Origin of the sequence: Streptomyces sp. SID5469 (assembly GCF_009862865.1) — a bacterium.
GTDB lineage: Bacteria > Actinomycetota > Actinomycetes > Streptomycetales > Streptomycetaceae > Streptomyces > Streptomyces avermitilis.
Map to the genome: position 1 here is coordinate 1,705,221 of NZ_WWIN01000001.1, position 11,858 is coordinate 1,717,078.

General features: G+C 70.5%; 8 protein-coding genes. 5 read left to right on the forward strand and 3 right to left on the reverse strand.

The features are described 5' to 3' along the window. The first annotated feature begins 12 nt into the window (after window positions 1–12). Window positions 13–750 (forward strand): transposase, encoded by a 738-nt coding sequence (locus tag GTY58_RS40530; protein WP_237528731.1) that lies wholly within the window; start codon window positions 13–15, stop codon window positions 748–750. Between the two features lie 801 nt (window positions 751–1,551). On the opposite strand, the gene GTY58_RS07360 is transcribed toward GTY58_RS40530, so the two are convergent. Both GTY58_RS07360 and GTY58_RS07365 read right to left on the reverse strand, forming a co-directional pair. Continuing rightward, the gene (locus GTY58_RS07360) at window positions 1,552–2,922 is read right to left on the reverse strand and encodes an FAD-linked oxidase C-terminal domain-containing protein (protein WP_010982824.1); all 1,371 of its coding nucleotides are present in this window, start codon (window positions 2,920–2,922) and stop codon (window positions 1,552–1,554) included. After that, on the reverse strand, window positions 2,919–3,620 hold the full coding sequence (locus tag GTY58_RS07365) for a GntR family transcriptional regulator (RefSeq protein WP_037646043.1): 702 nt from the start codon (window positions 3,618–3,620) through the stop codon (window positions 2,919–2,921). Before GTY58_RS07365 ends, GTY58_RS07360 begins: the two co-directional genes overlap by 4 nt. A gap of 111 nt (window positions 3,621–3,731) precedes the next feature. Here GTY58_RS07365 and GTY58_RS07370 point away from each other — a divergent pair, with 111 nt between their 5' ends. The 4 genes from GTY58_RS07370 to GTY58_RS41560 all read left to right on the forward strand — a co-directional run bounded on the left by GTY58_RS07370 (window position 3,732) and on the right by GTY58_RS41560 (window position 9,018). Beyond that, entirely contained in the window at window positions 3,732–4,346 is a 615-nt protein-coding gene (locus GTY58_RS07370) for a cysteine hydrolase (protein WP_037646041.1), read from the forward strand. A gap of 131 nt (window positions 4,347–4,477) precedes the next feature. Further along, window positions 4,478–5,689: a PucR family transcriptional regulator gene (locus GTY58_RS07375; RefSeq protein WP_037646039.1), complete on the forward strand. Its 1,212-nt coding sequence runs from the start codon at window positions 4,478–4,480 to the stop codon at window positions 5,687–5,689. A gap of 183 nt (window positions 5,690–5,872) precedes the next feature. Continuing rightward, window positions 5,873–7,402, forward strand: a complete 1,530-nt coding sequence (locus GTY58_RS07380) for an NAD(P)/FAD-dependent oxidoreductase (RefSeq protein WP_010982828.1) — start codon at window positions 5,873–5,875, stop codon at window positions 7,400–7,402. A 1,166-nt stretch (window positions 7,403–8,568) separates the two neighbouring features. Next, window positions 8,569–9,018 (forward strand): peptidoglycan-binding domain-containing protein, encoded by a 450-nt coding sequence (locus GTY58_RS41560; RefSeq protein ID WP_052082302.1) that lies wholly within the window; start codon window positions 8,569–8,571, stop codon window positions 9,016–9,018. A 272-nt stretch (window positions 9,019–9,290) separates the two neighbouring features. Here the strand turns inward: GTY58_RS41560 and GTY58_RS07390 are convergent, their stop codons facing one another. Continuing rightward, window positions 9,291–11,705, reverse strand: a complete 2,415-nt coding sequence (locus tag GTY58_RS07390; protein WP_037646037.1) for a SpoIIE family protein phosphatase — start codon at window positions 11,703–11,705, stop codon at window positions 9,291–9,293. Window positions 11,706–11,858 lie beyond the last annotated feature (153 nt).

The window sequence follows — 11,858 nt, forward strand, 5'->3', positions numbered from 1 at the left end:
GGGTGATCGATGATGTGCCGGTGCCCAAAGGCGGCCGGATGTCGGCCGGGGTGGCCCTTCAGGGCTGCGGGGCATTGGGCGAACCCCCACGCGCACCTGCGGACCGCGCTGTCCGAGCGCGGACTTGACTACGTCCTGGCCGTCGGGTCGGAGGTGAGCGCGCATCCCTTCGAGGCGGAGCCCGTGGCCCCGGCTCGCAATGAGGCCATCGGCTGCCGGCCTCAGCCCCGCCGGCGGCACCCCGCACCGTCGGTGGCGGCCCTGGCCGCAGGCCTCGGCCAGGAGGCATTCACCCCGTCACGCGGCGGCACGGCTCAAGCGGGGAGTCGTGCTCCCGCTTCGCCGCCGTGCGTGTGCGCCCCGCCGGCAAAGCAGTCGAGCGCAGCAGTGACTCAGCCACCGGCTTGCCTTCTGCCGCTCGGTGAGCCACTGCTGGTGGGAGAGGCGCTGATGCTGCCGGAAGGACTGGCGGAGGGACTCGCGGAAGGGGTCGCCGTCTGCGAGGGCGAGCTGGGGCGGCCACTGGAGGTTCGGGAGGGCGGCTTCGCCTTCACTGGTGGCGGCGCAACGGTGGTGGCGGCGGGAGGCCGGGAGACCGGTGACTCGCTGCGAGTTGCCGTCGGCAGAGGACGCCGGCTCCCGTCAACGTTTCGGTCCCGGACGCCCTTTCGGCCCGGGTGCGTGGTCACACGCTCCGATGAAGCCGGTGCGTCGGTGCCGCGGACTCCCAGCTCTTCGGGGGATGACTGATCCGGGATCGAGGCTGCTCGTGGGGCTGTCGGCTGGGAAAGCACCGATGCGGTGGTCAGACCTCCGAGGATGGTGAAGGCGGCTGCGGCGAAAGACCGGACGGCGTACTTCTTCAGCCGCGACGGACGGTCGTACCCGTCTGCCGGCAGGTCTGGCCCGGGAGTTGGTGACCCGGCAAGGGGAGACGCGGAGGAGCTCGGTCCCCCACTGAAGCGGACCTCCGGCATCACGGCGTCTGCGGCCGGAGCAGCGTCTCTCCGATCGCTCAGCTGTGCCATGCCGGGGTCGTATGCCCCGCACTCCGGGCAGGTTACGGCGCCGTTGAGCGTGCGGCTGCACGGGAGGCAGTAGTCCATGATGCGATCGATCTCAGCCCTTGAGTTGACGGGAGGAAAGGTGCACCCGAGCCGGGCAGCAGTCAGCGGCGGGGAGACACCGCTCGGTTTGTTCCGGACCGATCTTTAACATGTGCGAACCTCCCTTACCGGTCTGCCGGCGGGTCGCCGGTTACTGGGGTCAACGGGGCGGATCGAAAGAGTGCTCAGCCGCCACCCGAAAAGTGGGGTACATAACTCTGCTGGAAGAACCGTTGATGACCCGAACGTCGCGGCACCCTCGGCGTACGAGCCGACGGCCGCGGCTCGATCCGGGCCCAGTACCGCTCATTTCCCACAGCTCGACACTGCTCATTTCCCACATCTCGACGCCCGCTGCCCGCAACGACTCTCTTCGCTCCTGCGATGCCGTGTGGGATCGCCACGGGATGCGGAAGCCGTGGCCCCGCTTCGGCCGGCGCACGCCCTAATACGCGCGTCCCGGGTTGAGGAGGTCCGCGGGGTCGAAGACGGCCTTGATGCCGGTCATCAACTCCAGCTCGGTGGGACCGAGTTGTGCGTCGAGGTAGCGTGTCTTGAGTGAGCCCACGCCGTGCTCGCCGGTGATCGTGCCGCCGAGAGCGAGCGCGGCGGCCACGATGTCGTCGAAAGCGGCACCGGCGCGGTCTGCCGCGTCACGGTCGGCGGCGTCGTAGACGACGGTCGGATGCAGGTTGCCGTCGGCGGCGTGGCCGAAGGTGCCGACCAGCACATCGTGCTCGGCGGCGGTTCGCTCGATCGCGGCAAGCAATCGGGGGAGGTCCTGAACCGCGACGCCGACATCGTCGAGCAGTGTGGTGCCCAGCCTCTCCAACGCGGGGTACACCATTCGTCTGGCCTGCATGAACATCTCGCCTTCCGCCGGGTCGGCGGTGTGCAGCGCTTCGGTGGCGCCACCGGCTTCGGCCAGCCTGGCGCAGGTGGCGGCCTCCTGACCGGCGGACGGCCCGTCGCACTGGACGAGCAGGAGCGCCCCGGCCGACTCGTCCAACCCCATGCGTGTCAGGCGATTGACGGCGCCCATGCAGGTGCGGTCCATGAGCTCCACCACCGCTGGGTCGGCGACCGCCGCGATCCGCAGCACGGTGTCGACCGCCTGTCGAGGTGTCGGGAACGTGGCCACCACCGTCGCGGTGGCCACCGGGAACGGTCGCAGTCGCACGGTGGCGTCCACGATCACCGCCAGGGTGCCTTCGGAGCCGACGAGGAGCCGGGTGAGGTCGAGCCCGGCGACGTTCTTGCGGGTCGGCGGACCGGTACGGATCACGCGGCCATCGGCGAGTACGGCCGTCAGCGAGGCGACATGGTCGGCGGTGACCCCGTACTTGGCGCAGCACATGCCGCCCGCGTTGGTCGCCAGGTTGCCGCCGATGGTGGAGATCGCCTTGCTTCCCGGGTCCGGCGGATACCACAGGCCGTGCTGGCGGGCTCGGGCGTCGAGATCGCCGGTCAGTACGCCCGGCTCGACCGTTGCCGTGCGGCCAGGCACGTCCAGGGCGAGGATCCGGTCCATCGCGGCGAGCGAGAGGACGACGCAGCCGTCGATCGCATTGGCCGCGCCGGCCAACCCGGTGCCGGCCCCCCGGGTCACCACTGGGGCGTGATGGTCGCCGGCTGTGCGCAGCGTGGTGATCACGTCATCGGTCGAGCGAGCGCGCACCACCGCCGCCGGGCGCCCCGCGGGAGCCAGCAGGCACTGGTCACGGCGGTAGGCCTCCATCGCGTCCCGGTCGGTGACCACCCGGCCCGGCAGCGCGGCGGCGAGGGCGGTGGCGACGTCCGCGACCACCTCGGTCATGGCGTCTGCGGCTCGTAGAAGCCGCGGACGTGAGCCACGACCAACTCGGCGGCGCGGTCGGTCTCGCCCGCGTCCAGCGCGTCGACGATCGCCTGGTGTTCGGCGAGCAGACGCGCGAGCACCGTGCCCCGATCGGCCACCGCGGCGAGCGCGTCGAGCAGGTAGCCGGCGATGCAGTCGCGCAGCACGCCGATGACGAACCCCAGCGCCTGATTACCGCCGGCGTAGGCCAGTTGCCCATGGAAGTCCACGTCAGCGGCGTGGAAGGTCTGGATGTCGGCGTTCTCCACCGCTGCCGCCATGGTCACCAGGCAGGACCGAGCCGCATCCGGCACGGCCGTGGTCTGCCGTATCGCCTCCGCCTCCAGCAGCGTGCGCAGCGCCACCAGGTCGGCCAGCGGGATCGCGCCGACCTGCAGAGCGGTGCTCAGCGCCAGGCCCGCCGCGCCCGCCGTGCGCTCGTGGGTGACGCGCGGACGCGCGGTGGAAACGGTGTCCGCGCCGCTGATCAGACCGTGCGCCTGCAACACCCGCAGCGCCTCGCGGACGGTGGACCGCCCGACACCGAAGGACTGGGCGAGTTCGGTTTCCGTGGGCAGCTCGGTGTCGGCGGGAAATGTGCCGTCGAGGATGGCCGCCCGCAGGCGCTGAGCCACGTCGAGACTCAAGGGCACGCGCGATACCGGCGAAATCGTCATACCGCGCACGGTAGCTCCTTGTCTGTTTGTCAGACAAGGAGCTACCGTGGTTCTCGCTGTGCCTCAGGACACAAGGCCACTACCTCAAAGACGCGGAAGTCAGGTGTCGCCATGACCGAGAAGCTCGAGCTCGACCCGGCCAGGACCGCGATCGTGCTCATCGAGTACCAGAACGAGTTCACCAGCGACGGCGGCGTGCTGCACGGGGCGGTCGCCGACGTCATGCAGCACACCGGGATGCTTGCCAACACCGTCGCCGTGGTCGACGCCGCCCGGCAGGCCGGAGTACCGATCATGCACGCGCCGATCACGTTCGCGGAGGGCTACGGCGAGCTGACCCGACACCCGTACGGCATCCTCAAAGGCGTCGTGGACGGGAAGGCGTTCGTGAAGGGCACGTGGGGCGCGGCCATCGTCGACGAGCTGGCTCCGGTGAACGGGGACATCGTCATCGAGGGAAAGCGCGGGCTCGACACCTTCGCCAGCACCAACCTCGATTTCATCCTGCGCAGCAAGGGCGTCGACACGATCGTCCTCGGCGGCTTCCTCACCAACTGCTGCGTGGAGTCGACCATGCGCACCGGTTACGAGCGCGGCTTCCGGGTGATCACCCTGACCGACTGCGTCGCCGCCACCTCGCAGGAGGAGCACAACAACGCGATCTCCTACGACTTCCCGATGTTCTCGGTGCCGATGACCTCTGCCGACGTCATCGCCGCCCTGTAGTCCCGCCGTCGCCCCGCCCGCCGGCAGCGCTGCGCGGCCTCGCCGGCATCTGTGACGCGGCCATCGTGGACCGGCCGCCGGCCGATCCCCATGGCCCCTCGCCCTTGTGCACCTCACTCACGGAGCGCGACATGCCATCGGACCGGATACGTGAGCTGATCGGGCGGGGCGCCGCGGTGGCCGCGCGTGCTCCGGAGGAGTGGCTGCGCGAGATCGAGGACGCCACTTTGTCGGCGGAGTACCTGCAAGCCCTGGCCGATGACCCGGATCTCACCGCTCAGATCCGCCGCACCAGCCGCGCCAACGTCCTGCACTGGGCGACGTGGAACGTGCGCAGCCCAGGTGCTCCGGTGCCGGCGAACGTCGGCCCGGAAGCCTTGGCCACCGCCCGGGAGCTGGTCCGCCGCGGGCTGAACGACTCGGCCTTGCAGTCCTACCGCAGCGGTCAGAACGCGGCCTGGCTGCGCTGGATGTCGATCGCTTTCGAGCTGACGTCCGACCCCGCAGAGCTGCGGGAGCTGCTGGATGTCTCCACCCGGTCGATCTCGGCGTTCGTCGACGCCACCATCGCCGCGGTCTCCGCACAGATCCAGGCGGAGCGCGACGAGCTGACCCGCGGTACGAATGCCGAGCGCCGAGAGGCGGTGACCTTGCTGCTCAACGGGGCGCCGATCCACCCGGACAGGGCCTCGGCCCGGCTCGGCTACCGGGTGGAGCAGACCCATACCGCGGCCATCGTATGGAGTGACGCCGCGGAGTCGGACCTGGGCGATCTGGAGCGCGCGGCCGACGCCCTGGCCAAAGCCGCCGGCGTGTCCCGCTTCCTCAGTGTGACGGCCGGTGCCGCGATGCTGTGGGTGTGGCTGCCTTCTGCCGCGCTGCCGGCGACGAACCGGCTGGAGCGACACCTGGACAGCCATCCCACTGCCCGGGCAGCCCTCGGCAGTACCGGGCACGGCGTGGAAGGCTTTCGCCGCAGTCACCTCGACGCGATGACCACGCAGCGCATGATGGCGCGCCTGCACACCGTCCGCTCCGTGGCCCGTTTCGAAACGGTCGAGATCGTTGCTCTGGTGACGCGGGAACCGCAGCAGGCCGACCAGTTCGTACGGCGTACCCTGGGCGGACTCGCCACGGGTGCGCCGGAGCTGCGTGAGGCGGTGGCCGCCTACATCCACGAGGAATGCAACGCCACCCGGGCGGCAGCCCGCCTCTTCACCCACCGAAACACCCTGCTCCGCCGACTCGAGCGAGCCCAGCGCCTCCTGCCCCACCCGCTGGCGGGGAACACGGTGCGCATCGCGGTCGCCCTCGACGTCCTGCACTGGCGCGGCGACGGATGAACCGGACGTGGGCCCGTGCCCGCCTGCTGGGACGAAGGAACGAAGCATGGTTCCGTGCGGCACATCGCCGGGTGCACAGTGCACCACCCGTCCCGAAGACAGGTGCTGATGACACCTTCCGGCGTCCTGCGTGCGGCCGCAGCATGGAAGGGCGACGTCGAACAGATCACTGGAGGGCCGCTCATGTCCGTCTCTGAGGCACCGACAGCTACCGAGCACATCGATGTGCTGATCGTCGGTGCCGGCATCTCCGGCATCGGGGCGGCCCACTACCTGCAAAGCGAGCACCCGCAGCGCGGCTACGCGATTCTGGAGACGCGTGGCGCGCTGGGCGGCACCTGGGACCTGTTCCGCTACCCGGGCATCCGCTCGGACTCCGACCTGCACACCTTCGGCTACGCCTTCAAGCCCTGGGAAGAGGAGGCCATCGCCCGCGGCGACAAGATCCTCGCCTACCTGCACGAGGCCGCCGCGGAGGACGGCATCGACAAGAAGGTGCGCTTCCACCACACGGTGCGCGGCGCCGCCTGGTCGAGTACCGAGGCTCGCTGGACGGTCCAGGTCGAGCGCACCGACACCGGCGAGCGGCTGAGCCTGTCGTGCAAATGGCTGTTCTGCGCCGGCGGCTACTACCGCTACGACCAGGGGTACACCCCGCACTTCGAGGGCATCGAGCGGTTCGAGGGCCTGATCGTGCATCCGCAGCACTGGCCCGAGGACCTCGACTACCGCGGCAAGCGGGTCGTGGTGATCGGCAGCGGCGCCACGGCGGTCACCCTCGTGCCGGCCATGGCGGGCACGGCCGCCCATGTGACGATGCTTCAGCGCACCCCCACCTACATCTTGCCCGTCCCCGCCACGGACAAGATCGCCCAGCTCCTGCGCAAGGTCCTGGGCCGACGCCGCGGGTATGCGTGGACACGGCGCAAGAACATCGCCCAGCAAGCCGCGATCTGGCGGTTCTGCCAGCGCTTCCCGCGCAGCGCCCGGCGGCTGATCCGCTGGGTCAACACCCGTCGGCTGCCCAAGGGCTATCCGGTCGAGGAGCACTTCGACCCGCCCTACGATCCGTGGGACCAGCGTATGTGCGTGGTGCCGGACGGCGACCTCTTCGAGGCGCTGAGCAACAGCAGCGCCTCGATCGTCACCGACCGGATCGACACCTTCACCGAACGCGGCATCAGCCTGTCCTCCGGGCGCAGGCTGGAAGCCGACATCATCGTGACCGCGACCGGGCTGAACGTGCAGGCACTCGGCGGTATCCAGCTCACCGTGGACGGGACGAAGGTGCACCTGCCGGACAAGGTCGCGTTCAAGGGCATGATGCTGTCCGGGGTGCCCAACTTCTCGTTCTCCGTCGGCTACACCAACTCCTCCTGGACACTGAAGGTCGGCCTGCTGTGCGAGCACTTCTGCCGCCTGCTCGACTACATGGACGCCCACGGCCACACCATCTGCTGCCCGGAGCTGAGCGACCCCGACATGCCCACCCGCCCGCTGCTCGACTTCGAAGCCGGCTACATCAAGCGGGGCATCGACCACCTGCCGCGCCAAGGCACCGAGGAACCGTGGCTGATGTCGATGAACTACCAGGCCGACGTCAAACTCCTGCGGGAAGACTCCGTGGAGGACGAGAACCTCTGCTTCTCCTCCCCCACCGCCACCCCCCGCCCGGCGCGCGGCCTCCAGGCGACGGCACACCTGGAACCATGAACGGGTCGACGTCCCAGGCTTGGAGATGCTGTCGGCCGACCCGGCCACCGCTGCCGCACGCCTTGCGGAGTGCCGGCCGTCGGCGATTCCGCTGACCGCGAGGACGGCACGGCGACCGCGCCCGGGGCGTCGGTGACGGCGCGTACCCGAAGCGCTCGGCCAGGCGTCGCACGCGCCATCAACCCTGCCGGACGGCCGACCGGACGGCTGGACCACCGCCCGGGCTGTGAACGAGGCGTGGGTTACATACCGGCCACGGGATGAGGACAAAGCCGCGCGGCCCACGTATTGCCTCCGAGAGAAGAAGAAGGAAAACCCCAGGGCGCCCGGCGCAGAGGCCCTCGTCACCATCCGGCCTCTGGTACCTGACCGCCGCTGACGAAAGAAATGGCCCGTCAGGAACAAGACAAGTTGAGGAGGACCCGGTGGCTCGCAACGACGCCAACCCTGAGCGGACTCCCGCCTCAGGCCCTGACAACGCGCTGGAGATCAGGGACTCCTTCCAAGCCGTGCTGGACGCTTTGGATGCCGCACGCGCCGACCTCCTGCGCGACGAGCGGCAGGAACACGCCGAGGGCCCGTCCCAGCCCCAGATCCGGCCCGGTCAACCGACCGGGGATGCCCGCCTTCCCCAGCCGACCTCGCCCCCGGCTTCCTCCACATCCGGCCGGGCGCTGCCGGTCAGACGTGCGTCGTCCGGCACGCAACCGGAGCGTCCCGGGCCCCACCGGCCAACTGCCGCTGAATCGCCGCCGACCGGCGGCCTGCGCCAGGCCGACGCCCCGGAGGCCGTCATGGCCGAGCCACCGGGATTACCCAGCGAGCTGGAGGCCGTCCCGCCCCCGCCGGCGGGAAAGCCACCGACGGCCAGTGGACCGGGGCCTGGACCGGGTCCGGGACCTGGACCTGGACCTGGACCGGGGCCTGGACCGGAGGCTGTCGCACCAACCGTGCCTTTCCCCACTCCGGCTGCTCCCTGGCAGGAAAGCGGGCGGAGCAGGAGCCCCGGGCCGGGCACCGCTGGGCCGGACGTACCACTCTGTCCGGCCGCCCCGTTCGACCAGTTCGCCACCGCGCCTTCAAAGGGATCTGCGCCATCCGTCCGCGCCCACGGGAGAAAGACCAGCGGCGGACGGCGGCGATCCACCAACCGCAGGGACCTGCGAGTGGCCGGCATCTCCGGGCTGGGCGCGGCGAGCGGACTGATCCTCGCCTCTTGGCTGCTGACCTACCACAACGCCGAGCCCGCGACCTCCTCTTCGCCTCCCGGGCACGTGGAAACCCCACTGCCGGCGAGTCCCGCGCCGAAGGACCCCTCTCCCCCGGCTCCGGGGCAGACGAACCGCCCGCAGCCCAGCACCCCGGACCCGCCGCTCCCCGAAATCCCGGGCACGGGCCTCCTGCGCCAAGGCGACAGCGGCCATGGGGTCTACGAATTGCAGGTACGTCTCCTGCAGATATCGCACGTCTACGACGGCGGCGCGATCGACGGACGTTACGACGCGGAGGTCCGAGCGGCCGTGACCCTGTTTCAGAAGCGGTACGGGATCCGAGGCGATGAGAGCGGGGTGTACGGCGACAACACACGTCATGCCCTCATGCTGCGGACCAAATGACCAGCGGCAGAAGGCCGGGGGACGCGCGGGCGCGGTCAGGGTGATGGGCCACGCCCGCGTCGAAGACCGTCTGCGGCGGGCCGACGTGTGCCTGCCGGCCGGTACCCGGCTGCCGCTGCCGGCACGCGGCGGCCTCGACCGGGCCTGGCCACCACCGATGTTCGTCTGCCTCCCCCTGCCGGGCGGTGCCCGCCATGAACGGCGGTCAGGCGGGCCTTCGGGATGCGCTGTGCGCGGTGACCGGCCGGCTCCCGCCGCGCCATGATCCGGATTCACAGCCCGAGCAGCGGCTGTTCGGTCCAGACGGTCTTGCCCTCGCGGGAGTAGCGGGTGCCCCAGCGCTCGGTCATCTGGGCCACCAGGAACAGGCCGCGACCGCCCTCATCGGTCGTGCGGGCGCGCCGCAGATGGGGTGAGGTGTGGCTGGCGTCGGCGACCTCGCAGACGAGACATCGTTCACGGATGAGCCGCAGGGTCACCGGGCCGCCGGCGTATCGGTAGGCGTTGGTGACCAGTTCACTGGCGATCAATTCGGTGGTGAACGCCAGGTGTTCCAGTCCCCATTGACTGAGCTGGGCCGTGGCGAGCGCTCTGGCCTGGGCGGCGGCGGTCGGCTCCAGCGGCAGTTGCCAGGACGCGACGTTCTCCGGTGGCAGTACCCGGGTGCGTGCGATGAGCAGGGCGATGTCGTCAGCGGGCTGTGCGGGCACGAGGGAGTCGACAACCGCCTGGCATGTCTTCTCCAAGGGGTCCGCCGGGTGCGTGAGCGCTGTGCGCAGCCGTTGCAAGCCCGTGTCGACGTCGATGTGGCGTTCGCCGATGAGTCCGTTGGTGTAGAGCGTAAGCAGGCTGCCCTCGGCCAGCTCGATCTCCCGGGCCTCGAACGGCAGGCCGCCCAGGCCCAGCGGTGGGCCTGGAGGCAGGTCGAGCAAACCGGCCTGCCCGTCCGGTGTGGTCACGACCGGTAGGGGGTGGCCGGCGCGCGCCGCGGAGCATTGCCGGGAAACGGGGTCATAGACGGCGTACAGGCAGGTGGCGCCGACGATCTGCTCGCCCGCGGGTCCTTCGCCGGCTGTCTCTTGTTCCGCGGCCAGGAGGTTGACCAGGTCGTCCAGTCGGGAGAGGACCTCGTCCGGTTCCAGGTCGAGGGTGGCGAGGGTGTGCACGGCCGTACGCAGCCGGCCCATCGTGGCAGCGGCGTGCAGTCCGTGGCCCACCACGTCGCCGACGACGAGTGCGACCCTGGCCCCGGACAACGGGATGACGTCGAACCAGTCACCGCCGGGGCCGGACGCCGTACTGGCCGGGAGGTAGCGAGGGGCCACTTCGACGGCCGGCTGGTGCGGAACCGTCCTCGGCAGCAGGGTGCGTTGCAGGGTGGACGCGGTCTGCTGCTGTTGGGTGAAGCGTCGGGCGTTGTCGATGCTGACCGCGGCGCGCGAGGCGAGTTCCTGGGCCAGGGTGAGATCGTCGGGCTCGAACGGCTCGGGGTGCCGCGATCGCCACAGGCTCATCACGCCCAGTACCAGGCCGCGCGCGGCCAGTGGCACCACGATCAGGGAATGGGCTGACAGGTCCGGTGCGTGCTCGCCCTGACGCGGTTCTGCCAAGAACCAGTCGGGCGAAAGGACCGGTTCCAGGACCGGACGCCCGTCGGCCAGACAGCCGGCCTGCGGTGTGCCGGGTGCGAACTGCACCGGCTCCCCTTCCGGGTACTCGAGGTCGGGCTGCCGGGCCACGACGCCGCGGACCGCCACCCGTGCGACGGGCCCCGTCGGCGCCTGCGCCGGCTCCTCGCCGCGCATCACCGGTGGCGACAGGTCCACCGATACGTGGTCGGCCAGGTGGGGGACCATCACATCCGCGAGTTCGCGGGCCGTCTCCCGCACGTCGAGCGTCGATCCGATGCGGGCGCCGGCCTGGTTGAGGAGCGCCAGGCGAAGGCGGGCCCGATGGCGTTCGGTGACGTCCTCGACCGTCTCGGCCACCCCCAGGACCCGGCCGGCGGGATCCTCCAGCCGGAAGGCCGAGACGGACGCGGCCCGCACGCGTGCCGGATCCCGCTCCAGGCGGGCGTACTGCTCGGTGGAGACCTGTGATCTTCCGGTCTCCACCACCTGGCGGACCCGGTCCACGGATGTCCGCGCGTCCTCGGCGACCAGCAGGGCGCCCGTGGGCATTCCCCGAAAGGAGGCGGCCGGAATTCCGGTGAACCGTTCGATCGCCCTGTTGACCCGCAGAATCGTCAGCTCGGGGCTGTGCACGACCAGACCGATCGGGCACCGGCGGAACAATCCGTCGAGGACCGCGCGGTCCCTTTGCCACTCGAGGACCTCCGCCGCGGGTGCCCCGACGAGGAACCATTCGCGGACATGGTCACCGCGCAGCAGCGCACGTGCCCGGAAACCCATCTCCACGAGCCGCCCGCTGCTGTGCCGCACCGCCAGTACGCCGAACCAGCCTCCGTCCCTCCTGCACGTCGCCGCGGCGTCCTTGGCGGCCGGCAGGCTGCCGGGATCGATCAGGACATCGAAGGCCGGACGGCCGATCACCGCGGACTCCGGGTAGCCGAGCAACTCCTGGGCCCGCCGGCTCCAGCCGACCACGGTCCCCCGGTCGTCGAGCACCACCGAGGCGGCGTGGTGCAGAGCGAACGGATCGTCCCCACTCTCGCTGAGCACCGTCATCCGCTTTTCCACCCCGGACACCACCTCGTATCGGATACCTATGTCGTCCACTCCGGTTCTTCGCACGCGGCCCGCGACCGTCGTGACGCGGACCCGGGTGGGTCGCTCCCTGCTCCCACGCCTGGTGGGGGACCAGGCTGATGCCATGTGACG